The 24,744-nt window shown below is 60.8% G+C and carries 19 protein-coding genes and 1 tRNA gene; 9 read left to right on the top strand and 11 right to left on the bottom strand.

Annotation, left to right across the window (positions count from 1 at the left end; all coding sequences use genetic code 11):
- Positions 1 to 106 precede the first annotated feature (106 nt).
- The 5 genes from I2D57_RS02805 to I2D57_RS02825 form a co-directional block, all read right to left on the bottom strand.
- A complete protein-coding gene (locus I2D57_RS02805; protein WP_229055587.1) occupies positions 107 to 2,674 on the bottom strand; it encodes a homocysteine S-methyltransferase family protein in 2,568 nt (855 codons plus the stop codon).
- The gene (locus I2D57_RS02810; RefSeq protein ID WP_195361387.1) at positions 2,664 to 3,677 is read right to left on the bottom strand and encodes a DUF4928 family protein; all 1,014 of its coding nucleotides are present in this window, start codon (positions 3,675 to 3,677) and stop codon (positions 2,664 to 2,666) included. Before I2D57_RS02810 ends, I2D57_RS02805 begins: the two co-directional genes overlap by 11 nt.
- Positions 3,640 to 4,800 carry a DNA cytosine methyltransferase gene (locus I2D57_RS02815; RefSeq protein ID WP_195361388.1) on the bottom strand — a complete coding sequence of 387 codons (1,161 nt, stop codon included), beginning with the start codon at positions 4,798 to 4,800 and terminating at the stop codon, positions 3,640 to 3,642. Before I2D57_RS02815 ends, I2D57_RS02810 begins: the two co-directional genes overlap by 38 nt.
- Positions 4,801 to 4,909: 109 nt before the next feature.
- Complete coding sequence (locus I2D57_RS02820; RefSeq protein ID WP_195361389.1) at positions 4,910 to 5,701, bottom strand: hypothetical protein; 792 nt, start codon at positions 5,699 to 5,701, stop codon at positions 4,910 to 4,912.
- Positions 5,701 to 6,573, bottom strand: coding sequence for a methylenetetrahydrofolate reductase (locus I2D57_RS02825; RefSeq protein ID WP_195361390.1), 873 nt, complete (start codon positions 6,571 to 6,573; stop codon positions 5,701 to 5,703). The genes I2D57_RS02820 and I2D57_RS02825 overlap by 1 nt, the downstream gene beginning before the upstream one ends.
- 426 nt (positions 6,574 to 6,999) lie before the next feature.
- Between I2D57_RS02825 and I2D57_RS02830 the strand changes: the two genes are divergently transcribed.
- Positions 7,000 to 9,087, top strand: coding sequence for a glutamine synthetase III family protein (locus I2D57_RS02830; protein ID WP_195361391.1), 2,088 nt, complete (start codon positions 7,000 to 7,002; stop codon positions 9,085 to 9,087).
- A 635-nt stretch (positions 9,088 to 9,722) separates the two neighbouring features.
- On the opposite strand, the gene I2D57_RS02835 is transcribed toward I2D57_RS02830, so the two are convergent.
- Positions 9,723 to 9,799: transfer RNA gene (locus I2D57_RS02835), tRNA-Glu, on the bottom strand.
- Between the two features lie 192 nt (positions 9,800 to 9,991).
- Here I2D57_RS02835 and I2D57_RS02840 point away from each other — a divergent pair.
- The gene (locus I2D57_RS02840; RefSeq protein WP_195361392.1) at positions 9,992 to 11,284 is read left to right on the top strand and encodes an IS30 family transposase; all 1,293 of its coding nucleotides are present in this window, start codon (positions 9,992 to 9,994) and stop codon (positions 11,282 to 11,284) included.
- Positions 11,285 to 11,549: 265 nt separating this feature from the next.
- Here I2D57_RS02840 and I2D57_RS09850 read toward each other — a convergent pair whose 3' ends face one another.
- Genes I2D57_RS09850 through I2D57_RS02860 form a run of 3 tightly spaced genes read right to left on the bottom strand, consistent with a single transcriptional unit; the run spans position 11,550 to position 15,892 of the window.
- On the bottom strand, positions 11,550 to 13,727 hold the full coding sequence (locus tag I2D57_RS09850) for a MurT ligase domain-containing protein (protein ID WP_229055588.1): 2,178 nt from the start codon (positions 13,725 to 13,727) through the stop codon (positions 11,550 to 11,552).
- Between the two features lie 45 nt (positions 13,728 to 13,772).
- The gene (locus I2D57_RS02855; RefSeq protein ID WP_195361393.1) at positions 13,773 to 14,816 is read right to left on the bottom strand and encodes a hypothetical protein; all 1,044 of its coding nucleotides are present in this window, start codon (positions 14,814 to 14,816) and stop codon (positions 13,773 to 13,775) included.
- On the bottom strand, positions 14,816 to 15,892 hold the full coding sequence (locus I2D57_RS02860; RefSeq protein ID WP_195361394.1) for a tetratricopeptide repeat protein: 1,077 nt from the start codon (positions 15,890 to 15,892) through the stop codon (positions 14,816 to 14,818). Before I2D57_RS02860 ends, I2D57_RS02855 begins: the two co-directional genes overlap by 1 nt.
- Before the next feature lie 500 nt (positions 15,893 to 16,392).
- On the opposite strand from I2D57_RS02860, the gene I2D57_RS02865 reads away from it, so the two are divergent.
- The 6 genes from I2D57_RS02865 (at position 16,393) to I2D57_RS02890 (ending at position 22,966) form a co-directional block, all read left to right on the top strand.
- Complete coding sequence (locus tag I2D57_RS02865) at positions 16,393 to 17,616, top strand: iron-containing alcohol dehydrogenase (RefSeq protein WP_195361395.1); 1,224 nt, start codon at positions 16,393 to 16,395, stop codon at positions 17,614 to 17,616.
- A 78-nt stretch (positions 17,617 to 17,694) separates the two neighbouring features.
- Entirely contained in the window at positions 17,695 to 18,795 is a 1,101-nt protein-coding gene (locus tag I2D57_RS02870; protein WP_195361396.1) for a glycerol dehydrogenase, read from the top strand.
- Between the two features lie 113 nt (positions 18,796 to 18,908).
- A complete protein-coding gene (locus tag I2D57_RS02875; RefSeq protein ID WP_195361397.1) occupies positions 18,909 to 19,976 on the top strand; it encodes a glycerol dehydrogenase in 1,068 nt (355 codons plus the stop codon).
- A gap of 150 nt (positions 19,977 to 20,126) precedes the next feature.
- Positions 20,127 to 21,380 (top strand): 4Fe-4S binding protein, encoded by a 1,254-nt coding sequence (locus I2D57_RS02880; RefSeq protein ID WP_195361398.1) that lies wholly within the window; start codon positions 20,127 to 20,129, stop codon positions 21,378 to 21,380.
- Between the two features lie 114 nt (positions 21,381 to 21,494).
- Positions 21,495 to 22,571: a redox-regulated ATPase YchF gene (ychF, locus tag I2D57_RS02885; RefSeq protein WP_195361399.1), complete on the top strand. Its 1,077-nt coding sequence runs from the start codon at positions 21,495 to 21,497 to the stop codon at positions 22,569 to 22,571.
- Between the two features lie 11 nt (positions 22,572 to 22,582).
- On the top strand, positions 22,583 to 22,966 hold the full coding sequence (locus I2D57_RS02890) for a DUF1648 domain-containing protein (RefSeq protein WP_089572786.1): 384 nt from the start codon (positions 22,583 to 22,585) through the stop codon (positions 22,964 to 22,966).
- Between the two features lie 9 nt (positions 22,967 to 22,975).
- On the opposite strand, the gene I2D57_RS02895 is transcribed toward I2D57_RS02890, so the two are convergent.
- Positions 22,976 to 23,365, bottom strand: a complete 390-nt coding sequence (locus I2D57_RS02895; RefSeq protein WP_195240289.1) for a hypothetical protein — start codon at positions 23,363 to 23,365, stop codon at positions 22,976 to 22,978.
- A gap of 76 nt (positions 23,366 to 23,441) precedes the next feature.
- Between I2D57_RS02895 and I2D57_RS10075 the strand changes: the two genes are divergently transcribed.
- Positions 23,442 to 23,660: a helix-turn-helix domain-containing protein gene (locus tag I2D57_RS10075; RefSeq protein WP_035136926.1), complete on the top strand. Its 219-nt coding sequence runs from the start codon at positions 23,442 to 23,444 to the stop codon at positions 23,658 to 23,660.
- Positions 23,661 to 23,682: 22 nt separating this feature from the next.
- Here the strand turns inward: I2D57_RS10075 and I2D57_RS02905 are convergent, their stop codons facing one another.
- A complete protein-coding gene (locus I2D57_RS02905) occupies positions 23,683 to 24,696 on the bottom strand; it encodes an asparaginase (RefSeq protein WP_195361400.1) in 1,014 nt (337 codons plus the stop codon).
- Between the last annotated feature and the right edge of the window lie 48 nt (positions 24,697 to 24,744).

Genomic DNA, 24,744 nt, shown 5'->3' on the forward strand with positions numbered 1-24,744 from the left:
TTGCGCTCCTATCTGCCAAAACGAGCATAGTCTTATCTATTCTAACGTGCCGCACGTGCCAAGTGGCGCGTGCGGCACGTTTTGGTGCTCGGTTATTTCCGTTGTGTTACTGCCCAAAGACCTCTTCGGCGATACGAGCGCTCTCGGCGGCGTCCTTGGCGTAGTAGTCAGCGCCGATCTGCTTGGCGTATTCGGGGGTGAGCACGGCGCCGCCTACGATGATCTTGACGCCCGGCACCTCGGCATGAAGCAACTTGATGGTCTCCTCCATGGCGACGACCGTGGTAGTCATAAGCGCCGAGAGGCCGACGAGCTTAATGTCACGCTCCTGCACGGTCTTGAGCACCTCTTGCGGGTCGACGTCGCGGCCTAGGTCAAAGACGGTGTAGCCGTAGTTGTCGAGCAGCATTTTGACGATGTTCTTGCCAATATCGTGGATGTCGCCCTTGACGGTGGCCACGCAGATCTTGCCCTTGTCGGCAATCTCGCCGGCGGGCATCAGGCGCTTGATGGTGTCGAAGCCCACGCGTGCGGCCTCGGCCGATGCCATGAGCTGCGGCAAGAAAAACTTTCCCTGGTCAAAGAGGACGCCAACCTCGTCGAGGGCGGGGATAAAGTGATTGTTGATGAGGTCCATGGCGTCGTGGTCTGCCAGTAGACGCTCGGTCTCGGCAGCGATCTCGCCTTTGCGACCCGAGACGACCATGCGACGAATCGGGTCGTCGTTGCCGTCGGCGCCGGCGGTGCCCGCGGCAGGCGCGGCATCACTCGATGCGGCCTGAGCTGCTGCCGGGTTTGCGGCGATCTTGTACGGATCGGTCCAGTCGGCGTAGCGCTCGATGTATCCGGTCGAGCCCTCGTCCTCAACGCTCAGGACGCGATAGCTGTAGACGGTATCCATAAAGCGCTTGGAGCCCGGGTTCATGATGGGGGCGTCCAGACCCGCGCCAAAAGCGGCGGCCAAAAAGACCGAGCCCAGCAGCGGGCGGGCAGGCAGGCCAAAGCTGATGTTCGACACGCCGAGCGCGCACTTGACGCCCAGACGCTCCTTGCACAGGGACATGGCGCGCAGGATCTGCTCGGCCTGGCGTTGATTGGTCGAGGCGGTCATGACCAGGCAGTCGATGAGGATGCGGTCCGGGCCGATGCCGTAACGGGCAGCCTCGGCCACGATGTGCTCGGCGATGGCGAAGCGAGCCTCGGCGGTATCGGGGATGCCGCCTTCGTCGAGCGTAAGGCCGACAACGTTGGTGCCGTAGTGGGCGACCAGCGGAAAGATCTCATCCATGATCTGCTGCTTGCCATTGACCGAGTTGATGATGGGCTTGCCGGCGTAGCGGCGCACGGCGGCCTCGACGGCTGCGGGGTCGGTGGAGTCGATCTGCAGCGGCAGCAACGTGGAGCCCTGGAGCTGCTCGGTGGCCTGTTGGATGATCTTGACCTCGTCGATCTCGGGCAGGCCCACGTTAACGTCCAGGATGTCGGCGCCCTGTTCCTGCTGGCTGATACCCTGGCTCACGACGTAGTCCAGGTCGCCGTCGCGCAGGGCCTGCTGCAGGCGCTTTTTGCCGGTGGGGTTGATGCGCTCGCCGATGACGGCGATCTTGTGGCCGTCGCAGGGAAGGTCCACGACCGTTTGGGCGCTCGTGACCGACATGCTGGGCTTGCGGCGGCGCGGGCTGGGCGTGTGGTTATCGATAAGCGTGCGCAAGGCCGCCATGTGCGCCGGCGTGGTGCCGCAGCAGCCGCCCACGACGCTCACGCCGTCGGCGATCATGCCGGCGACGGCTTCGGCGTATTCGGGGGCCTGGATATCAAAGACGGTATTGCCGTCATCGTCCACGTGGGGCAGTCCCGCGTTGGCTTGCACCATAATGGGCTTGTCGGTAACGGTGAGCATACGCGCGGCGAGTCCTCGGAGCTCGGCCGGTCCTTGGCTGCAGTTGATGCCCAAAACGTCGGCGCCAATGGCATCGAGCGTGATGGCGGCAACCTCGGGACTCGTGCCCAGGAAGGTGCGACCGTCTTCCTCAAAGGTCATGGTGGCAAAGACGGGCAGGTCGGAGTTCTCGCGGCAGGCGAGGACCGCCGCCTTGATCTCGGCAAGGTCAGTCATGGTCTCGATAATAAAGAGGTCCACGCCCGCATCGACGCCGGCACGCACTTCCTCGGCAAAGAGGTTGTAGGCCTCGTCGAAGCTGAGGGTACCCAAGGGGCGAAGCAGCGCGCCGATGGGGCCGATGTCACCGGCGACGTAGCGGGCGCCGGCCTCGCGGGCACAGGCGACGGCCGCGGCAAAGACGTCTGCCACGGTGGCGGCACCGTCGAGCTTGTGGGCGTTGGCGCCAAAGGTGTTGGCGGTGATCACGTCGCAGCCGGCCTCGACATATTGACGTTGGATATCGGTGATAACCTGGGGTTCCTCAAAGTTGAGCAGCTCGGGCAGGGCGCCCGCCTTCATGCCAGCGGCCTGCAACATGGTGCCCATGCCGCCGTCGAACAGCAGGTGTCCCGTGCCCTCGATGGCCGCACGCAGGCGATCGTCCTTAATGCGCAGATCGTCGATCGTGCGCGTCTTGTACGTGGCACCGTTGCGACGTGCGGCATCAACGGGTGCCGCCAATGCAGTGCCGTCAGAATCATGAGTGATAAGTATGTTTGAGCTATTCGCCATGTGCATCCATTTCGTCTAGAGCCCACTGAGGAATTTCTATTTGAAGAGATTTGTCGGGCTCGATATCTTCGATTCGCTTGTTGTAGTGGGCAAGAAGCCGTGCGACATTTAATCGAATTAGGCCTCGCTTGTAGAACGATAACTCTTCAATATTGATGCCGATAAACGATTCGAGCGCGATAACCTGTACGCGATTGCCGAGTCCCTCACTTTCGAACAGTCCGTAAGCGAAGGAAACTTTATCGTGGGGGACAACGACGATGGGCCGAATGCCATTTCGAATGTTATCTCGGCATCGATCGGTCAATTTGGCCATTGGCGATACAGTCACATGAAATGCAGCATCATTGATTTGGAAATCGCCAGAACGGTCTGTCTGCTGGTCGGCGGCGTTTGAGTTGTCCTTTCCGATTTCTATGGTTGGAAATAACATCTCAAGTTTTGCACCTACCAGGTGCTGTGCGACGGTACCCGTTGGCTTATCGGACCGTAGGCTTGCTTCGGCTAGGATATCATCGACAATGACAGAAATTGGTTTTTGAAGATCGATTTCGACTTTGATTCTCTGCCGGTTAAAGAAATCGACCTGGATTCGCTCGACGAAGAAATTGGCGATTGCATTCGCAGCTTCAAGACGAGTGTCTTCGCAAATGTCACTGGGTAGGGCAGAGTTGATAATTGTGGCAAGCTCAAGCGCCATCGGGAGTGTGCCGCGTGAGGTTCTGCCGCCCTCTGACGCGAAGGCACGCGTTTCCCCATGTCTGGCTAAAACTGTTTTGATGCATGCTCCACTTAGGCCTCGTACTTGGCTCCCCTTGTCCGATTGCACATAATCGTCGGTGAGCGGAAAACGGTTTTGCAGCAGCTCGCTTATGCCTATGCCAACCGCCATAACGTTACGGTTGACATTGCCTCGCTTGTTGCGCTTGGATTCGTACCAGAGTTCAATGGCATCCAAGATACCTTTATCGGGCTCGCTCAAGGAGCAATTGGTCATTTCCATTATTGTTCACTCCGTTCCTTGAAGACATAAGCGCGGGTTTGACTGCATTTTTTATAAGCCAAGTGACAACTGGCACGGCAACTGCATCGCCGAATGCGTAGCGAATCTGAGCATCCGAGAAGCCGCTAAACTGACATGAGTCAGCACCTTGGAGACGGGCATATTCAGTTCCAGTCATCCAGCGAACTTCTATTTTTCCGTTTTCGCATATAACGACTGCCTGTCTTGATGAGCCGCCGCGAGCCGTTCTTAGACATCCGGCAATTTCTTCTTCACGGATTTCCCAGCGCACAACGCCCGATCGCGTGCGACGGTAAGCAGTGCGAACAATTTTTTCTTTGGCATTTAAGAAGCGCTGAAGGCGCTCTGCTTGATGCGGTGCAAGTGAGTCGATAAATGCTTGCACTTGGTTTTTGTTCCACCAACGCTTGTCGTCCTCGGGAATATTTTCAACAACCGTTGCAAGGCCCCTCATGCGAAGTGGGCTCGGTTCGTTTAGGTGAGAGACGTGCGTAATGAGTGAAGGGTCGGAGTGAATCCAGGAGACCTTTTCAGGTCGAAGCGAGGAATCGAGTCGGCTGTTGGGAAGAGGGTTTTTTAATCCGACGACAAACATGCGGGGGCGTGACTGGGGAAGCCAGTGCCGTGCATCGATAAAATAGGCGTCGCATGAATAGCCTAAACGATTAAATTCCTGGCAAACGAGTCTAAAGTCATCACTGTTATTAGACGTGGCAAGGCCGATGACATTTTCGAGAACAAGTGCCCGCGGGGCACGATCGCTCATTCCTTCGATGGCCTTAATAAAGCCAAAGAACGCACTGGACTCTTTGCCAGAGATAAGTCCCTCCCTGTTTCCCGCGAGAGATAAGTTTGTGCAAGGGCTTGACGCCCATGCGATGTCGGCTTGGGGTATTAGGTCGGGGTCGAGTGTGTGAACATCCTGCTCGACTAGATGTTCATCGCCCCAACACTGGCTGTACATGGCGCATTTAGTATGGTCTATGTCATTTGCCCAGATTGTTTTGATTCCGGCTTTTGCCATGCCGGCACGAGCCAAGCCAATGCCTGAAAAAAACTCAAGCGCGGTTAGTTGTGGCGAGAACTGCAGAATGTTGTGCATGTACTGGCTTTCAGATAGTTGTTATTTGGCATCTAATGGTACTTGTTTGTGAGGACATCCGCTTACATACGGATGAGATTCCCTCGATACCGTGCCATCAATTGACATTTTATTCAGAATGCGAATAGCAGGTGGTGTGGGCGGCACGGAAGCGGCAGTTCTCGCGCATGCGGCAGATATTGCAGGTGGGGCGGCTTTGGGCGTCGTGGACCTCGCCATCGAACAGGCCGATCACCGCGGTCACGCTTTTGGTGGGCATGAGCAGGCTGGTGGGCGTGACGGTCAGGCCGATAAGCCGCGTGGCGTTGAGCGCATTGACGATCGAGCGCTGGGCCGAGAGCGGGCAGTCGCCGTAGCCGGGGCTAAAGCGCCAGTTGCCGGCGAGCCCATGAACGGCGGCGTCCGTCTTGACCTGCTGGTCCATTTGCTCAACGGCGGCTTCCACGTAAGCGGAGCACGCGGCGTCGAGCACGGCGCCCTCCAGGGGATGTTGGGCTCCCGTGGTGCGCAGGCGACGCTCGGCGTCCATGCCGAGGGTGCATGCCATGAGCGCGGCAAAGCGGGCGTCTTTGAGATGTCGATAGATATCACGACCGCGCAGCTCAACGTTGGTGCCGACCAGACGGATGCAAGGCTTGCCCTGCTCGTCCACGCCCGTGGCATCGATGGCAAATACGCGGCGCACGCCACGGGGCTCAATGTCCAATTCCAGACGCTCGACCACAAGCTCAATACGCTGCGACAGCTCGGGCTCAATCTGCTGGCCGCCGTAACCCAGATACCGCAGCATCTCGGCACGGTCGACACGGGGATGGTGCGCAGCATCGACACGGTAAAGCGCCGGCGACGCAAGGTCGGCCGGCACTTCGACAGCGGTTGTATCGATGTGCGGTTTTTCCATTACCCCAGGCGCTCCATAATGGTCGCGGCGATCGCAGGACGGTTCATAGTGTACAGGTGCAGGCCGTCGGCGCCGTGCTCCTTGAGGTCGCAAAGCTGGCGGGCGGCATAATCTACACCGGCTGCCTGCAGGCTCTCGGGGTCATTCTCGTACTTGGCGAGAATCTTGATGACGGGGGAGGGCAGCGACGCGCCGCACATAAAGACCATGCGGCTGATCTGCGACTTGCCCATAAACGGCATGATGCCCGCGGTAATGGGCACGGTGATGCCGGCCTTGTCGGCAAGCTCGCGAAAACGGTAGAAGCACTCGTTATCAAAGAAGAGCTGCGTCACAAAGAAGCTCGCGCCGGCGTCCTGCTTTTGCTTGAGGTGTTCGACCGAGAGGTTGAGATCCTCACAGGCAATGTGGCCCTCGGGGTAGGCTGCGGCGCCCACGCAAAAGCCGGCGTCGACGAGCTCGGGGATGAGGTCACGGGCGTAGGCGTAGTCGGAGGCGGGCTTGTCGTCCTCGGTCGCGCCGGCAGGGAGATCGCCACGCAGGGCCAGAATGTTTTCAACGCCGGCGGTGCGATACTCGTCGATCTTGGCGGCGATGTCGGCGTGGGTGCGGCCCACGCAGGCGAGGTGTGCCACAGAGGGCGTGTCGAATTCGCTCGAAATCATATGCGCGATGGGGGCGGTGGTGGCGCCGTTGCCCGAGCCGCCGGCCGAGCAGGTGACCGAGACAAAGCTCGGCGAAAGCTTGCACAGATTGCCTGCCACTTCGCGAGCCGTGTCGAGGGTGAGCTCGCCCTTGGGCGGGAACATCTCAAACGAAACGGGCGCGGTGCCCTGGGATGCTGCCTGCTTAAAAACCTCGTCGACGCGCATATCGTGCTCCTCTAGATACGTAATAGTGTGATGTGCTGTAAGGATTCTACAGCACCACTGTGTCACGGTGGAGTTTCACTCGTTATTCGGGGATACCAATCAAAGATGCCTTGCTATCGGCTTTCTCTATAACAGAGCGGCTAATCTAGGCACGGACTATAAAGACTGGTATCTGATGCAAAATACCAGTTAATAGAGCTCCATCCCAAATTGTCTACCCTTAAACCATGGGGAGAGGTCTGCAATTTATGCAGTTGATTGGCTGTTGAGGGTGGCAACGCCGCCTCGATAGGGTAACCTCATTGATTGGTTTCGCGACAGCAACATAACGGTAATGTCGCGGAAACACGGCGAGTCTAAGCTATGGCTCGTTCGTTAGTAATCAACACCGCTTCTCACGCGGTGCCGATACGAAGGGAGTTCCGTATGGCCGAACTTACTGACCGCTTCGGGACCATGGTGTTCTCTGAGGAAGTCATGAAGGACTACCTCCCCAAGGACATTTGGAAGCGCCTTGCTGCAACCCTCGAGGGCGGTGAGCCGCTCGACCTGGATGTGGCCAACGCCGTTGCCCATGCCATGAAGGTCTGGGCCATCTCCAAGGGTGCGACGCACTATGCGCACTGGTTCCAGCCGCTTTCGGGCATTACTTCCGAGAAGCACGACAGCTTCCTGGAGCCCAACCACGACGGCACCGCCATTACCAAGTTTACGGGCAAGAACCTTATCCAGGGCGAGCCCGATGCCTCGAGCTTCCCCAACGGCGGCCTGCGTGCTACCTTCGAGGCCCGTGGCTACACCGCTTGGGACCCCACTAGCCCCGCCTTTATCAAGGACGATGTCCTGTGCATCCCCACGGCTTTCTGCTCCTACACGGGCGAGGCCCTGGACAAGAAGACCCCGCTGCTGCGTTCCATGACCGCGCTCTCGCGTGAGTCTAAGCGCGTTTTGGCGCTGTTCGGTAAGACCCCCAAGAAGGTCGTTCCTTCCGTGGGTGACGAGCAGGAGTACTTCCTGATCAAGAAGGACGCTTACCGCAAGCGCAAGGACCTGGTCATTACCGGCCGCACCCTCTTTGGCGCCGCTCCCTGCAAGGGCCAGGAGCTCGAGGAGCACTACTTTGGCGCTATCCGCCCCACCGTCTCGGCCTATATGAAGGATCTGGACGATGAGCTGTGGGCGCTTGGCATTCCCGCCAAGACCAAGCACAACGAGGTTGCTCCCTGCCAGCATGAGCTTGCCCCCGTCTATGGCGAAGTCAACGAGGCCATCGACCAGAATCTGGTCATGATGGAGAAGATGAAGCTCATCGCCTCCCGCCACGACTTGGTCTGTCTGCTGCACGAGAAGCCCTTTGAGGGCATCAATGGTTCGGGCAAGCACAACAACTGGTCGCTTGGCACCGAGTCCGAGAATCTGCTCGATCCGGGCGACACCCCGCTCGACAACCTGCAGTTCATCGTCTTCCTCACCGCGGTGATCGAGGCCGTCGATAACTATCAGGAGCTCCTGCGTGCCTCCGTTGCCTCGGCCGGTAACGACCATCGTCTGGGCGCCAACGAGGCTCCTCCGGCGATTATGTCCATCTTCCTGGGCGACCAGCTTACCGAGGTCGTCGAGAAGATCATCGATGGCAAGGCTTCCGTCCATGCCACGCGCGGCGTGCTCGACTTGGGCGCCGATACTCTGCCCAAGCTGATGCAGGACAACACCGACCGCAACCGCACCTCCCCGTTCGCCTTCACCGGCAACAAGTTCGAGTTCCGTGCCTGCGGCTCCGAGCAGAACGTCTCCGATTCCAACCTGGTGCTCGATGCCGCCGTGGCCAAGTCGCTCAAGTCCTTCGCCGACGCGCTTGAGGGTACGCCCGAGGATGAGTTCCAGGATGCCGCGCTCGAGTACTGCAAGAAGGTGCTGACCGATCACCAGCGCATCCTGTTCTCCGGTGACGGCTACTCCGATGAGTGGCCCGTCGAGGCCGAGAAGCGCGGCCTTGCCAACAACAAGACCACGGCCGACGCCCTGCCCGCCTTTGTTTCCGATAAGGCCATTGCGCTCTTTGAGGAGACGGGCGTCCTGACCAAGGCCGAGGCCCAGTGCCGCTACGATTGCAAGCTCGAGAAGTACAACAAGCTCATGAACATCGAGGCCACCACGATGGTTCGCGAGGCGCGTCGTACCTATCGCCCGGTCATTACCGCCTATGCCACCAAGGTCGCTAAGGGCCTTGAGACTATTCGTGCCGCCGGTGCTGAGGCCGCCATGCAGTGCGAGCAGAACACGCTCAACAAGCTCTGCAACGGTATCACTGCCATCAACGACTCCATCAAGGCGCTCGACGTCGTGCATCAGAAGGCCGAGGCTCTCGATGGCCAGGAGCAGGCCAACGTGTACGCGCACGAGGTCGTTCCCGCTATGGATGCGCTGCGTGCCGCCGTGGACGCAATGGAGGAGATCGTGGCCGCCGACTACTGGCCGGTTCCGACCTACGACGACATCCTGTTCTACGTGTAGAGCGTAACTGACATATCGTCACGGTATTGAGCCGGGGTCCGCATCATGTGGGCCCCGGTTTTTGTTTGCGAAGGACGTTTAGGAGTCCGTTTTGCAACTGATTCGCCCACGTAATAAGGGGTCGTGGGCAAAAAACGTCAAATATGAGTACTGTCACAAGTCCTGTAGCATTATCTTTTTACAAAATATGCAGTATTACGCAACATATGTCCAAGTACTTAGCCGATAAACGTCTGCAATTTTTCCGCCGTAGGACGCCTGACGGCTAAATCGCCTTCTGAAGGCATGAAATCGCTGTAACTAAAATGGTAACAGTACTCATATTTGCCATTTTTTACCCGCTGGCTTTGCGATGATGCCGGGGTCCGCACCCTGCCGGGTTCGAATCCCGGCATATCGGTAGCAAAAAGCCCGCTACCGAATTGGTAACGGGCTTCACATCTCAAATGGTGCCCCCAGCGGGATGTCCGCGTGCGGCTGGCGCCGCCCGCTTTCGCTGCGTCGCTTCGCTCCTTGCGTGCTGCGCTGGAAAACGCTTCGCGTTTCCTCAGCTCCGCACCCTGTCGGGTTCGAATCCCGGCGCATGGGTAGCAAAAAGCCCGCTACCGCGAGGGTAACGGGCTCTTCAATTCAAATGGTGCCCCCAGCGGGATTCGAACCCGCGATATCCACCTTGAAAGGGTGGCGTCCTTGGCCGCTAGACGATGGGGACAGCGGGAAAGAGTATAGCAGACTTTTTTAGCCGTTCACATATCGTTGGCAAACTGAAAAACCACCACAAAGGTGCCTTGATTATCGACTTCATCCGAACACCTCCCACATTCATCCGTACATGTACGGATGAATGTGGGAACCCGATACCCTGAGGGCCGGACCGGCCGGCCCCGGAAGATCGGAGGACGGCATGTCCAGAAAGAGGAAGAAGGGTTCCGCGAAAGCGGCCCCGAGGGCCTACGGAAGGCTCACGAGGCACGAGCGGGACACGGTCCAGAGGATGCTGGAGCGCAGGGCCTCGTGCAGGGAGATCGCGAGGGAGCTGGGCAGGTCGCCCTCGACGGTGAGCGCCGAGGTGGCGTCGCACAGGTTCGTGACGGCGCCGAAGCCCAGGCGCGGCGAGCGCGTGGGCGCCGACACCGACCTGTCGTCGGCCTGCCCGCGCCTGGCGGCGTGGCCGCGCTGCTGCAACGGGTGCGGCCGCTACCGCGCGATGGGCTGCAAGCGCCGCCCGCACGTCTTCTACGAGGCCCGCGCCGCGCAGCTGTGCGCCGACTCGGTGCTCGTCTCGTCCAGGCGCGGGATCGACGCCGACGAGCCGGCCGCGGCGGCCAGGCTGGAGGCCATCAGGGACTGCCTGCGCCGGGGGCTCTCGCCCGAGCAGATGGCCGCATGCAACGGAGGGCCGGTGGACCTGTCGCCGTCGACCATTTACCGCTGGGTCGCGGCGGGCTACGACGGCATGACCAACATGGAGCTCAGGCGCAAGGTCGGCTACAGGCCGAGGAGGCGCGCCGCCGTCCGGTCGGCCACGCGCCACTCCGCCCGCAGGTCATACGCCGCGTTCCTCGCCCTCGGGGAGGACGCGTGCGCCGCGGCCTGGGAGATGGACACCGTCGAGGGCGCCCGGGAGGACTCGGCCTGCCTGCTCACGCTGCTCCACCGCCCCAGCAGGCTCCAGCTGGCGCTCCTGCTCGGGGAGAAGACCTCCGGGTGCGTCGCGGCCGCCCTGGAGGGCGTCCGGGCGGTCCTCGGCGCAGACGGGACGCGCCGCGTGTTCCGCGCCGTGCTCACCGACAACGGCGCCGAGTTCTCCGACGAGGGCGCGATCGCCGCGCTCCTCGGCGAGGGGCCCGGCGAGACGAGGCTGTTCTACTGCGACCCGCGCCGCAGCGACCAGAAGGGCGCCTGCGAGCGCAACCACGTCGAGATCAGGAAGCTGCTGCCCAAGGGCGCCGGGCTCAGGTTCGACCGGCTATCCCCGGCCGACATGGCGCTCGCCATGTCGCACGTGAACTCCGAGCCCCGCGGCGCGCTCGGCTTCTCGACGCCCGCGCGCGCCTTCAGGGCGATGCTCGGGGACGATGCGGCGGCGCTGCTTGACGCCTACGGCGTGGAGGATGTGCCTCTGGCCGAGCTCGACCTGACGCCGGGACTCATCGAGAGGGCGCGCGCAGAGAGGGGCGATGCCCCGCTGGCCTAGCCTGAAGGCAAAACGGAATAGACTGACCGACCGTCCGGCTGAGTCTGGGAAGAGGTGCCGGGCGGAGGGCGGAGCATGGCCACCGGACCCATCGAAACACATCTCCACCGTTCCTTCAACTGGGAAAACGGCGCCCCCGGGGCCCGGATGGGGCCTCGGGGGCGTTCGGCTAGCTGCGGGAACGGCCTGTCCGCCTAATGTGTTCGGCTGAGATCGGAAATCAACCCACCACAAAGGTGCCTGTCCCCTTTGTGGTGGTGGGGTGCTAGGGGAGGAGCTTCATGGCGGCGTCATGGGCGGCGTGCTCGTAGGTGTCATCGAGGGGTTTGAGCGGCAGCAGGGCGGCGGCCTGTGCATCGCCACGCCGCTCGAGAGCGTGGGTAATGAGCCAGTCGGCGAGCTCGGGGTTCTTGGGCAGCGCTGGTCCGTGCAGGTACGTGCCGATGACGCCCTTGTAGATGAGGCCCTCAAGGCCATCATCGCCGTTGTTGCCGGTACCCGTGACGACGGACGTTCCGAGCGGCGTGGCCTTTGCATCGAGCAGGGTGCGGCCGCCGTGGTTCTCGAATCCCACAAAGGGCTCGGGTGCCAGGTCGGTCCTGACGGCGACGTTGCCGATCAGGCGGTCGGAGCCGCGTACGGTTTCGGCGGCAATGACCCCCAGACCCTCGATGCGATCCTCGCCCATGTAGTACGAACGGCCGAGCAGCTGATAGCTGCCACAGATGGCGAGCAGCGAGCCGCTGTCCTCAACATAGGCCGCAACCTTGTCTTTTTGAGCGAGCAACTCGTGTGCCACGGCCAGTTGGTCGCGGTCGGAGCCGCCGCCCATCATGACGATATCGGCATCGGTGAGATCGAGCGCCTCGCCCATGCGGACCTCGTCCACGCGCACGGGAATGCCGCGCCAGGCGCAGCGGCGCTCGAGGGCGATGACATTGCCGCCGTCGCCGTAGAGGTTAAGGGCATCGGGATACAGGTAGACGATGCGCAGCGGGCGCGAAAGCTCGACTGGCGCGATGCCGACGGGGACGGTACTGCCATCGGCACACGTTGCAGCGCGGGCAGCAACCGTGGCTGCATCGGCACCCTTCAGCCCATCGAGTTCTTTGACCAGCGGCGGGAAGGCCGTGTAGTTGGCGACGGCATAGAAAGTGTCGCCTGCGGCTTCATCCACAACGGCGCCAATTGCCTGCGCGACGTCCGAGATAATCGCGGCATCGATGCCGGCGTACTTGAGGCGCACCTGCATGTCGTGTGCGCGCGTGCCGCCGGCAAAGGCGACAAGTCCCGGCGTGTCGGCGATGCGCTCAAAGTCGACGTCGTAGATCCACGATACATCGTGGCCGTCGGCATCGTTGTCGTTGAGGAAGAAAGCGCAGAGTCTGCCGCCTGCCGTCTTAATGGACTGGATTTGTCGATCGAAGCCTACGGGATTCTTAGCCAGGTTGGCCTCGACGGTGCGGCCGGCGATATCCCAGCGGCCCATGCGTCCGCCGGCGGGCACATAGGCATCGAGCGTGGGCTGCAGGTGCGCCATATCCACGCCTAACTCATGTGCGGCAAAGAATGCGGCGGCAACGTTGTAGACCATGTACAGGCCGTTGTAGCGTGTGGCGATGTGTGCGGCAGCCGCGTCGGGCGCAGATCCAAAGACCAGGTCAAAGCCGTAGCCGTCGCAGCCGAGCTCCACGCCCGTCACGCGACGGACAAGCGCAGGGCGTGCCCAACCGCACGAGGGGCAATGGTAGGCGCCGAGCTGGCCGTATTGCACGTAGTCATACTCCAGCGGCGCGTTGCACTGTGAGCAAAAACGTGAGTCGCTAATGCGGTCAGACTCGGTGTTGGTGGCGCCGTCGATGCCAAAGGCAATACTCGCGTTGGGAACGCGCGCGGCAATCGAGGCGCACAGCGGGTCGTCGGCGTTGTAGATGAGCGTCGTTGCCGGCGAAAGCTCCAACGCGTGGGCGATGACCTCCTGGGTGTGATCGATCTCGCCATAGCGATCCAGCTGGTCACGGAACAGGTTGAGCAGCACAAAGTACGTCGGCTTGAGCTTGGGCAGAACGCGTACGGTGTAAAGCTCATCGCACTCAAAAACGCCCACGCGCTTGCCGCTGCTGGTGTGTTTAAGGCCGCCGCGGGCCTCGAGCAGAGCACCTACCACACCAGGCTCCATATTGTTGCCGGCACGGTTGCACACCACGGCAGCACCGCTGGCAGCAACGGCGTCGGCGATGAGGTTGGAAGTGGTGGTCTTGCCATTAGTACCCGTAATCACCACGCTGCGGTCGACAAGGCCAGCGAGGTCGCTCAGCAACTCGGGGTCGATCTTCATGGCGATGCGGCCGGGGAGTACGCCGCCCTGGCGCTTAAGGACGGAGCGCAGCCCCCAGCGAGCGATATCGCTCGAGGTGCAGGCAAGAGATGAGCGGAGGTTCATGAAACCGTTCCTAACGTAAACGACATGGTCGGGTCGAGTGCGTCACTAAAATCCGTAGCGGCGCGCAAATTCCTGGGCAAGCTGCGATACATCTTCGCAGGCGTTGGCCCAGGGGGCAAAGTCGGGAGTGTCCGAGATAATACCGTCCGCTTCCCAAACGGCCTGGTGCGAAAGATCCCAGGGATCGTGTGGCTCGGGCCGGCAGGGAAGGTACGGTGTCTGGTACATGGGGTTCAGTAAGAAGAACGCGCCACCCTCGCAGCGGTTGGCGAACTCACGCAGCGCGCGTGTCGCCGGGCGCATCTTGTTTGTTTTGAACAGCAGAATCGTGCGGGCGAGCAGATACCAAGGAGAGTTCTCGAGGGCATCGGCCCCCATCTGCTCCTCGAGCTGGTGGGCCAGGGCAAAAAAGCCGTCCTCGTCTTCCAAGCGAGCGAGGGCGAGTAACACGGTGCCTGCCGCTCGGGTGGGATAGCCTTCCGCCTTAAGAACACGGCGAGAATAGTTGACGGCAGCACGGTAGCGGGCGCTCGCCATGCACAGCTGCGAGATGGCCTCGAGTGTGTGAAGCCACCCGATAAGCGCCGGCTCGCTCACGGTGAGCTCTGCCGCCGTCACGCCGTCCGTCAAAACTTTGTTGGCCCAGTAGTGCGGGGCCTCCATATCGAACCCGGGCACGCTTTGCTGCAGGTAATCGGCCGTGGTTGCCTCGAGTTTCATCAGGTCGCCCAGGCAGGCGTCAACGGGTGTGTCGGCCAGGATGATGGCGAGCAGCTGCGCGTCGACGGTCAGTGCGTCGACGCGGACAATCTTGAGCAGCTCATCGCGCATGTCGTCGAACAGGCGATTGCGCGTCTGCTCAAACTCCTCGTCGCTGCCCATATCTTCGATGCGATGGAGCTCGTCGAGCAGGTGGCGATGAACACCGGCATAGGACAGCAGCGCCTGGGCATGCTCGGACTGCGCGTACTTTTGGGGATTCGCACTAATGTCGTTATGGACAAGCTCGCGTGCTGCATCGGTGAGCTCGGGGTGCGACGCCAGATAGGTGCGCTCCAGGTAGGCGGGGATGTAGACGCTCGGATCCATTAGAGGTCTCCTCCCTTAAATGGAAGCCCCTGCTCGGCTGCGCGCAGGATGCGCTCGTCGATTTGGGAGCGCACGATGTCGTTGGTGGCGACCCAGGCGGCAAAGCTGGCGTTGTCGGGGGCGCCCAGGCCCTCCTGCAGTACCGGCGTCGCCTCGGACAGCGCAAGGACAAGCTCGTCGGTGGAGCCCACACCCACGTTGACGCGGGCATAGACGCCATCGGGAAACTCGGTTTGGAAGTAGAGTGCCTCGGCTGCGTGCGGACACGAGCGCACAAGGATACGCAGGTAGTGCTCGGCGCCCTCGTAGTCCAGTTCGCGCCAAGCCGTGCTCATCAGCGCGATGAGCGTCCACGGGTCCAAGTCGCGCTCCGCATCTTTGGGGCGGCGGCGCAGTGGGGTATTCGCGAGGTACGGCACGGAGTGTGCGGAGCGAAAGCGCTTGAGCTCCTCGGCGGGGTATTCGAGCTTTGCCATGGCGAGCATCGCGGTGTGGCGGACACCAGCGGGGTCGTTGGGCGCAAAGTCCAAGCTGCGATTCGCGGCTTCGAGCGACATGCGATAGCGGCCGCTAATGAGGGCGCGCGATGCCAAGGCGGCAAGCCAGCGCAGATAGGGGCGGCGCGTAAGGTCGCCTGCGGCCTCGCGCTCGTAGGGGTCCTGGGCCGAGGCGATTTTGAGCGCTAGGTCGTGCTCGACCTCATCGCACTTGGACACCAGGTACTGTACGTATTCCTCGTTGGATTCGGCGGTGAGTGCCGTCAGTATGCGCTGAGCGTCCCAGTTGGCCGGATCGAGTGCGGCCGCCTCGCGGAGCATGTTCTCGGCAGCTGTCTCTTCTTGCTCTGCCTGGGTATCGTCAGGGATAAAGGGAATGCGGTAGTCGACAGCCTCGACCACCTTGGCAATGAGGTGCCCGGCGCGGTCGCGGTCGTGCACGATGAGCGGTGCGGGGTTGCGGGTGAATTGTTCCATCAGACGCTCTACGGCGGCAGCGTCGGTGAGCGGGATATTGTCGCGGCGCAAGGCCTCAAGAACGAGGCGATGGCAATCCTCTTGAATGGGATCGAATGCCATGGGGCCTCCTTTGCTGCGGTTAGGGTTCAAATGTTTCTATATAAGGTTCTAGTTTACCCGCATGTGGCACACCGGGGGTGCCGCACTTGGACTTGCACCTTTGCACCACGAAGACGGATGTCGCACAAATGTCGGCACCTTGGACGACCGAGTGGTATCACGGTGCCGCAAACGGTCGATTTTTGGCGGCGAACGGTGCATATTTTGGAGGGGCACCGTCCTGCCCAGGATATGTAGTCAACCTTGATAAAACGTTTGCCCAGCTTGGGAGTATGAATGCCGCACAAGGGTCTTCAGGGATAGAAAAAACGTTTCATCATTGGCGGCTTTAGGTGAATAACTGACCAACCAGAACGGTAAAATAGTGTTTGTCTGAGCGTTGAGACGTTTAGACATCGCGCATTGTCATCGCCGGCAACGCGCAAACCGGTCCTAACGGAGCCAATTGGGTGCTCCGTTATATACGCAAGTCTAAGAGGGGCTTGTTTAGGAGGCACAGTATGGGACGTTTTACCAATCCTCGCGATCTGTACTTTGGTGAGGGCGCTCGCCACGAGGTGAAGAACCTCAAGGGCAAGAAGGCCATCATCGTTTCTGGCGGCAGCTCTATGCGCCGCGGCGGGTTCCTGCAGGACGTCGAGGCCGACCTTAAGGAAGGCGGCTTCGAGGTCAAGCTGTTCGAGGGCGTCGAGTCCGATCCGTCCATCGAGACGGTCATGAAGGGCGCCGAGGCCATGCGCGAGTTCGAGCCCGACTGGATTATCGCCATCGGCGGCGGCTCGCCCATCGATGCCGCTAAGGCCATGTGGGTCTTCTACGAGTATCCCGAGGAGTCCTTCGATAACATCATCCAGCCGTTCAGCTTCCCCGAGCTGCGTCAGAAGGCTCACTTCTGCGCCATCTCCTCTACCTCCGGTACCGCTACCGAGGTCACTGCCTTCTCCGTCATCACCGACTACGCCAAGGGCATCAAGTACCCGCTGGCCGACTTCAACATCACCCCTGATGTCGCCATCGTCGACCCCGAGCTCACCTACACCATGCCCGCCAAGCTGTGCGCTCACACCGGCATGGACGCTCTGACCCACTGCATGGAGGCCTACGTTTCCACCTGCGCCTCTATGTTCACCGATGCCAACGCTCTGCACGGCATCCGCGAGATCGTCGAGTGGCTGCCCAAGTCCTATGCTGGCGACCATGAGGCCCGTCAGCACATGCACGAGGCTCAGTGCATCGCCGGTATCGCCTTCTCCTCGGGCCTGCTCGGCATCGTTCACTCCATGGCTCACAAGACCGGTGCTGCCTTCGAGAACGGCCACATCATCCACGGTGCTGCTAACGCCATGTACCTGGGCAAGGTCATCCAGTGGAACTCCAAGGATCCCCGTGCTGCCGAGCGTTACGCTTACGTGGCCAAGGAGATCCTGCACCTTCCCGGCGAGACCAACGAGGAGCTCATCACTGCGCTCGTCCAGAAGATCCGCGACCTCAACGACCAGCTCAACATTCCGCAGTCCATCAAGGATTACGCGAATGGTGGCGTGAAGGTCGACGCCGAGAACCCGCAGATGGTTTCCGAGGAGGAGTTCCTCGCCAAGCTGCCCGAGATCGCCGCGAACGCCGAGCAGGACGCCTGCACGCCCGAGAACCCGCGTGAGACCAAGGCTGCCGACTTCGAGAAGATCCTCAAGGCCTGCTACTACGACACCGATATCGATTTCTAATCGACTCTTGTTATCGTAACGAGGGGCTCCGCACGTATCTGTACGGAGCCCCTTTCTTTTTTAGAGAATGGGATAGTTATGGCTGCAATTTTCAATAGCCCCAGCAAGTACATCCAGGGTCCGGACGAGCTCGCCAAGCTCGGCTCCTATGTCGAGCCGCTCGGCGCTAAGGCCCTCGTCATCGTGACGCCTTCGGGCAAGAAGCGCGTCGGTGCCAAGATCGAGGGCGGCTTTGCCGAGGCTAAGGCCGAGCTGCTGTTTGAGGACTTTAACGGCGAGTGCTCCAAGGGCGAGGTCGATCGCCTGGTTGCGCTCGCTCGCGACAACGGTTGCGACATCATCGTCGGCGTCGGTGGCGGCAAGATCCTCGACACCGCGAAGGCCGTCGCCTATTACCTGGAGTCCCCGGTTATCATTTGCCCCACCATTGCTTCGACCGATGCCCCGTGTTCGGCGCTTTCGGTGCTCTATACCGATGACGGCCAGTTCGACAAATACCTCTTCCTTAAGGCAAACCCCAATATCGTCCTTATGGATACGACAGTTATCGCGGCGAGCCCGGTGCGCCTGACGGTTTCCGGTATGGGCGATGCGCTCGCAACCTATTTCGAGGCTCAGGCGACGCACGATGCCGACGGCGGCACCTGCGCTGGCGGTAAGGGCGGAATGGCCGGTCTGGCGCTCGCCAAGCTCTGCTACGAGACGCTTATGGCCGACGGCGTCAAGGCCAAGGTCGCGCTGGAGAAGGGCGCGCTCACGCCTGCCGTCGAGCATATCATCGAGGCCAATACGCTGCTTTCGGGCATTGGCTTTGAGAGCTCGGGCCTTGCTGCTGCTCATGCCATCCACAATGGCCTGACGATGCTGCCCGAGTGCCACAGCATGTATCACGGCGAGAAGGTCGCCTTTGGCACTATCGTCCAGCTGGTACTCGAGGATGCCCCGACCGAGAAGCTCGAGGAAGTCTTGGGCTTCTGCATTGAGCTGGGCCTGCCGGTCACGATGAAGGAACTTGGCGTTGCCGAGCTTACGCGCGAGCAGGCCATGATTGTTGCCGAGGCCGCGTGCGCGCCCGAGGATACCATGTGCAACATGCCGTTTGAGGTGACGCCCGAGATGGTCGCAAACGCCATCCTGGGTGCCGACGCACTGGGCCACTACTATCTCATGGATGAGTAAATCAAGCTAAGGAAGGGGCAAAGCCAACAGATGGCTTTGCCCCTTTTTGCTATGGTGCAAAGGGGTCAGGGTACTTTGCACCAATCGTTGTTTGATGAAGGGTGGATTCTCGTATGGCGCTTCCTATGGTTTATGGCGGCCCCGGTCGGTATGTTCAGGGACCGGGGGAGCTTTCGCGCCAGGGCAGGTATTTGTCATGGTTGGGCTGCGCTGCCTATGTCTTGTTTGACCAGGGCACCGAGGATCGGCTGTGCAGGCAGATCGTCGATGGATTTCTGGATGAAGATCTAAGCGAGCCGTTCTTTAAGATTTACAACGGTCCGTGTACGGAAGATGCCGTTGTCGAAATGGCCAAGGAAGCCCGGGCCGAGTATTGCGACATGGTGGTGGGCATTGGCGGCGGCAAGATGCTCGATATCGCCAAGGCCGTTGCGTTTTATGCCGAGTTGCCGTTGTGCGTATGTCCCACGGCGGCGTCGATGGACGGTCCGTGCAGCGCGATTTCGGTGCTGTATCACGAGGATGGGTCGTTCGACCGCTACCTGATGCTCGAGAAGAATCCAGACCTGGTCGTGGTCGATACCAACGTGGTCGCGGCGGCCCCGCTGCGTATGACGGTCGCTGGTATGGGCGATGCGCTGGCAACGTATTTCGAGGCGCGTTCGTGCGCCGCGGCGCACGGCGCCAACGAGCACGGTGGCGCGCCGGGACACTTGGCCTTGGTTGCGGCTCGTGCCTGCTATGACACACTCATGGAGTGCGGCGTCGCTGCCAAGCGCGATCTCAAAAAGGGCCGTACATCGCCAGCGGTTGAGCGCCTGATCGAGTGCAATATTCTGCTCTCGGGTGTTGGCTTTGAGAGTGGTGGCCTAGCGCTTGCCCATGCCATAGCCAACGGCCTGACGATTCTGCCCGAGTGCAAGGCCATGCATGGTGAGGCCGTGGCATTTGGCCTGGTGGTGCAGCTGCGCCTGGAGCGTGCGCCCGAGCTTGATCAGGTGCTCGAGTTTTGCCAGCGCGTTGGTCTACCGACGACGCTCGCGGAGCTGGGACTTGGCGAGATTTCCGATGCCGACCTGATGAGCGTTGCAGATGCGGCCTTTAGAAACGAACGCAATATGGCTAACGAACAGGCCAAGGTGACCAGACAAAAGCTCGTGCAGCTCATGCGCGAGGCATAGCTAGGCGCTTGATCGACCTTGTGCAATCGAGGCGGCGATAGGCATAGGCTATTTGCCTCAAAGGTGCTCCGCGTGTAATTTGCCCGAGTCGTGGGCCGATGGCGTATCATTATCTCTTGCTTGTTTGCACTGCTCAGGGAGGGGCCGCGCATGGCGCAGGAACACGATCTGTTTGATGACATTATCGAGATCAGCAAGGGTTTCGACTTTCTTAAAAACCCGCTTGGCGGCGTGACCGATGCACTCGATCCGTCGGCGCCGCAGTGGAATCCTGCCGACTACAAGGAGCGCCCGCGCGGCAACACCATTCCGTGCTTGACCTGCAAAAACGAAAAGAGCGGTTGCACCGCGTGCATGGACGTGTGCCCGGTCAACGCTATCGAGGTCGAGGAAGACGCCATCGAGATCCTCGACTCCTGTCGCAAGTGCGGCCTGTGCGCCGCTGCCTGTCCGACCGAGGCGATCATCTCGCCGCGCCTGGCGCCTAAAAACCTGTATGACGATATCGTCTCCGCTGCTACGAGCCACGAGACCGCCTACGTCACCTGCACACGCGCCCTCAAGCGCATGCCGCGCGAAAACGAGGTCGTCGTTGCCTGCGTGGGCGATATTACGGCCGAGACCTGGTTCTCGGTACTGGCGGACTATCCCAACGTGAGCGTCTACCTGCCACTGGGCGTGTGCGATAAGTGCCGCAACACCGGTGGCGAGGACATTCTGGGCGAGGCCATTGCTACCGCCGAGGAGTGGGCGGGTACGGGCATGGGCCTGGAGGTCGACCCCAAGAGCCTCAAATGCCATAAGCGCCGCGAGTACGAGCGCAAGGAGTACATGGATAAGATTGCCCGCACCACGGGCCTGACGGTGACCAAGCTCAATCCGGCGACGGCGGCGCTGGCCTCGGTGACGCAGAAGTTGAAGGCTCACCGTCACCAGATCACGCAGCTCGAGCGCACGCTCAACACCATGTGCGGTACCACGACGACCAAGCGCCGCCGTTCGCTCACGCACGGGCGCCAGCTGGTGCTCTCGACGCTGCAAAACCACCCCGAGCTTGCCCAGAATATGCAGGTGAGCACACCGGAGTGCGATTTTGACAAGTGCACGTCGTGCGGCGAGTGCGTCAATGTATGCCCCACGTTCGCCTGCGATTTGGTGGGAAGCGGCCGCTTTGCGTTGGAGTCGACGTATTGCTTGGGCTGCGGTGCCTGCGTCAAGGTGTGCCCCGAGCATGCGCTCAAGTTGGTTGAGCATGACGCGTCCAATCTGGTCGTCGTCGACCCCGAGGCCGAGGAAAAGGCCGCCCAGAAGGCGAAGGCTCACGAAGAAGCTGAGAAGGTCAAGGCCGAAGCAAAGGCCAAGCTCGACAAGATGCTCGATCAGGTGGAGAAGCTCGCGGACTAGCCAGCGACCCCAATCTTTGCTTCATTTGCGCCGCCGCGGTGTCCGGATTCGCCCGGATGCTGCGGCGGCGCTATACTTATGCAGTTTGAAGTACCTGTACCAAAAGGAGCTGTCGTGTCCCTTTCCATCGGTATCGTGGGCCTGCCCAACGTGGGCAAGTCGACGCTGTTCACCGCGCTTACCAAAAAGACCGGCCTTGCCGCCAACTACCCGTTTGCCACGATCGACCCCAACGTGGGCATCGTCGATGTGCCCGATAGCCGCCTGCAAAAGCTCGCCGACATCGTCAACCCCGGCCGCATTGTGCCGGCTACGGTCGAGTTTGTCGACATCGCGGGCCTGGTGAAGGGTGCCAACGAGGGCGAGGGCCTGGGCAACCAGTTCTTGGCAAACATCCGCGAGACCGATGCCATCTGCGAGGTCGTGCGTTACTTTAAGGACCCCAACGTTATGCGCGAGGTGGGCCGCACGGGCGAGTTCGTCGATCCTGCCGGCGATGCCGACACCATCATGACCGAGCTCATCCTGGCCGACATGGGCACACTCGAGAAGCAGCTGCCCAAGCTCGAGAAGGAGGCCAAGCGCGACAAGGAGCTCATGCCCAAGTTCGAGGTCGCCAAGCGTCTGCTCGCCTGGCTCAACGAGGGCAAGCGCGCCGCATCCATGGAGATGACCGACGAGGAGCGTGCCGCCGCCAAGGGCCTGTTCCTGCTCACCATGAAGCCCATCCTGTATGTTGCCAACGTGGACGAGGATATGCTCAACGACGATCTGGCGCCCATCGATGGCGTCAAGCCGCTGTCCATCTGCGCCAAGATTGAGGCCGAGCTCTCCGAGCTCGATCCCGAGGACGCCGCCGACTACCTGGAAAGCCTAGGCCTGGAGCAGCCCGGCCTGGACGTGCTCGCTCAGGCTGCCTACAAGCTGCTCGGCCTGCAGTCGTTCTTTACGGCCGGCGAGATGGAGGTCAAGGCCTGGACGGTTCGTCAGGGCGCGACCGCCCCGCAGGCCGCCGGCGTCATTCACACCGATTTTGAGCGCGGCTTTATTAAGGCCGAGGTCATTGGCTACGACGACTACATCGAGCTCGGCGGCGAGCAGGGCGCCAAGGCCGCCGGCAAGTTGCGTATTGAGGGCAAGGACTATGTCATGGCCGATGGCGACGTCGTGCACTTCCGCTTTAACGTGTAAGGACGACGCATATGTTCAAATATGGCAAAAAAGCTGGCTACATGGGTATTGCGCTGCTCGTACTTGCGGTGATTCCGCTGGTGGTCGCAGCGTGTGTTATCCCCAACATTGGCCCCGAGGTGGCAACGAAGTTTAACGCCGCCGGCGAGGTGACGCGCTGGGGTAAGAGCTACGAGCTGCTGGCACTGCCGGTACTCAATCTGCTGCTGAGCGTGGCGACGTACTTTACGGCGGGACGCCAAGCCAAGAACAATGACGACTCCGCCGCCATGGCGCGCATCGTGTGCGAGCGCTACCTGCGCAACGGTTGCATTACGGGTGTGTTCCTCAACGTGATCAACGTTTACTTTATGTACTCGGCGATTACCGGAACGGGCTTTGGCTTTGGTTTCTAGCTTGTCCTTTTAGGCAACGAGCCTGCAAGCATATTCGATGGCTGCTGCGAGGCCGCCGCTCGATCGTGGTTGAAAGACTGCATCGGCGGCGGCCTCGTTTTCGTATCCGGCGCCGCGAAGGGCGAGTGCTATGCCGGCTTCTAAAAGGAGCGGCAGGCCGCGTTGGCTGGTTGCGATTACGGCAGCCTGATTGAGCGAGCAGCCGTGCGTTTGGCATCGGATGGCAAGTTCACCTCGCGCCGGGCAAGGGACCAGAACGGCGGCGACGCGACTTGATAGCAATGCAAATGCTGTGCGCTCATCGGGCGAAAGGCATTCAGCTTCAACGACGACGAGCTTGGGCGGCGCGCTGTTTGTGCGAAGCGTGGCTCGGTACATGCGGACCGAAGAACCCGACATAGAAAACTCCTGTGTATTCGGGAAAACGTAAACTATAGTTTACGTTTATGTTCGGCTCCATTTCAAACTCGGCTGCATGGACGAACGTGCGAAACAGATTCTTGGCAGGCGGGTCGAAGAGACACGCAGGGACCTTGGTATCTCCAAGGTTGATTTTTGTGTGGCGACAGGAATCAGCCGACCCTACCTCGACCGAATCGAAGATGGGACGGCAAATTTCACGCTCAAGGTTCTATTTAAGATCGCGCCCGCACTCGGCATGACGGTGTCAGAGCTTCTCGAGGGTATCGAATAGGGGATACCCGTCGACAACTGAATTACGCCATCGGGATGCGGTCGTGGTTGACTTGGCTGTAGAACAGGCGCCGAATCTCGGCCGCATCACGTGACTGGCCGAGTGCCCACATGGTTTTGGCCACGAGCGTCTCGGTGGTCATATCATCGCCGCGCAGAATGCCCGGATGATCGGCGTAAGCGCGGCCGACCTCATAAACGCCCAGATCGAGGCCCTCTTCGGGGACCTGCGTGGTCATAACGACGGTGCGACCCGAATCGACCCAGCGGAAAATTGCCTCTTGGAACGACTCGCCGGACTCGCCAAACTCGGGAATACCGCCAATGCCAAAGGTCTCCAGAATCACGGCGTCGTAGCTGTCGGCAAGGGCGTCGAGGATGCCCGGGTTCACGCCGGGCGTAAGCTTAAGGACAAACACGCGTGGGTTGATGCTGTCGTAGAAACGCACCGGGTTTTCGCCCTGATGCGTGCCGTGGAGCCCGTTGCGCACGATGCGGTCGTTGCGGATGTAGGCAATGGGCGGATAGTTGACGCTAATGAACGCGTTAAAGCTCATGGTGCGCTGCTTGCGGGCGCGCGTGCCGGCAATGGCTACGCCGCCAAACACGATCGAAACGTCGTGCGAATGCTCGTCGAGCGCATAGAGCAGGCTCTGGTACAGGTTGAGCTTGGCGTCGGTAAAGGGATTGCCCATGGGCTTTTGCGAGCCGGTGAGCACGATAGGCTTAGGGCTGTCCTGAATCAGATAGGAAAGCGCCGCCGCGGTGTAGCTCATGGTGTCGGTGCCGTGTAGAATCACGAATCCGTCGTGGTCGGCATAGCCCTTGACGATGACGTCGCGGATACACATCCAGTCGCTGGGGCGCATGTTGGTGCTGTCGATGTTCATGGGCTGCACGACGTCGAGCTCGCAGAGGCCCGAGATCTCGGGGACGCTCTGGGCGAGCTCCTCACCGGTCAGGGCGGGGGAGAGGCCGTTGCCGTCCTCGGTCGATGCGATGGTGCCGCCCGTGGCGATGAGAAGGATGCGCTTCATGCTGGTATTCCTATCGTATTTGCCGCCGCAGAGGCGGAGTCGTTCGGC

This window comes from Collinsella aerofaciens (assembly GCF_015553355.1).
GTDB classification, from domain to species: Bacteria; Actinomycetota; Coriobacteriia; order Coriobacteriales; family Coriobacteriaceae; genus Collinsella; species Collinsella aerofaciens_V.

Coding starts and splice junctions, on each gene's coding strand:
- I2D57_RS02805 (WP_229055587.1), bottom strand. CDS start 2,674: ATGGCGAATAGCTCAAACATACTTATCACTCATGATTCTGACGGCACT.
- I2D57_RS02810 (WP_195361387.1), bottom strand. CDS start 3,677: ATGGAAATGACCAATTGCTCCTTGAGCGAGCCCGATAAAGGTATCTTG.
- I2D57_RS02815 (WP_195361388.1), bottom strand. CDS start 4,800: ATGCACAACATTCTGCAGTTCTCGCCACAACTAACCGCGCTTGAGTTT.
- I2D57_RS02820 (WP_195361389.1), bottom strand. CDS start 5,701: ATGGAAAAACCGCACATCGATACAACCGCTGTCGAAGTGCCGGCCGAC.
- I2D57_RS02825 (WP_195361390.1), bottom strand. CDS start 6,573: ATGCGCGTCGACGAGGTTTTTAAGCAGGCAGCATCCCAGGGCACCGCG.
- I2D57_RS02830 (WP_195361391.1), top strand. CDS start 7,000: ATGGCCGAACTTACTGACCGCTTCGGGACCATGGTGTTCTCTGAGGAA.
- I2D57_RS02840 (WP_195361392.1), top strand. CDS start 9,992: ATGTCCAGAAAGAGGAAGAAGGGTTCCGCGAAAGCGGCCCCGAGGGCC.
- I2D57_RS09850 (WP_229055588.1), bottom strand. CDS start 13,727: ATGAACCTCCGCTCATCTCTTGCCTGCACCTCGAGCGATATCGCTCGC.
- I2D57_RS02855 (WP_195361393.1), bottom strand. CDS start 14,816: ATGGATCCGAGCGTCTACATCCCCGCCTACCTGGAGCGCACCTATCTG.
- I2D57_RS02860 (WP_195361394.1), bottom strand. CDS start 15,892: ATGGCATTCGATCCCATTCAAGAGGATTGCCATCGCCTCGTTCTTGAG.
- I2D57_RS02865 (WP_195361395.1), top strand. CDS start 16,393: ATGGGACGTTTTACCAATCCTCGCGATCTGTACTTTGGTGAGGGCGCT.
- I2D57_RS02870 (WP_195361396.1), top strand. CDS start 17,695: ATGGCTGCAATTTTCAATAGCCCCAGCAAGTACATCCAGGGTCCGGAC.
- I2D57_RS02875 (WP_195361397.1), top strand. CDS start 18,909: ATGGCGCTTCCTATGGTTTATGGCGGCCCCGGTCGGTATGTTCAGGGA.
- I2D57_RS02880 (WP_195361398.1), top strand. CDS start 20,127: ATGGCGCAGGAACACGATCTGTTTGATGACATTATCGAGATCAGCAAG.
- I2D57_RS02890 (WP_089572786.1), top strand. CDS start 22,583: ATGTTCAAATATGGCAAAAAAGCTGGCTACATGGGTATTGCGCTGCTC.
- I2D57_RS02895 (WP_195240289.1), bottom strand. CDS start 23,365: ATGTCGGGTTCTTCGGTCCGCATGTACCGAGCCACGCTTCGCACAAAC.
- I2D57_RS10075 (WP_035136926.1), top strand. CDS start 23,442: ATGGACGAACGTGCGAAACAGATTCTTGGCAGGCGGGTCGAAGAGACA.
- I2D57_RS02905 (WP_195361400.1), bottom strand. CDS start 24,696: ATGAAGCGCATCCTTCTCATCGCCACGGGCGGCACCATCGCATCGACC.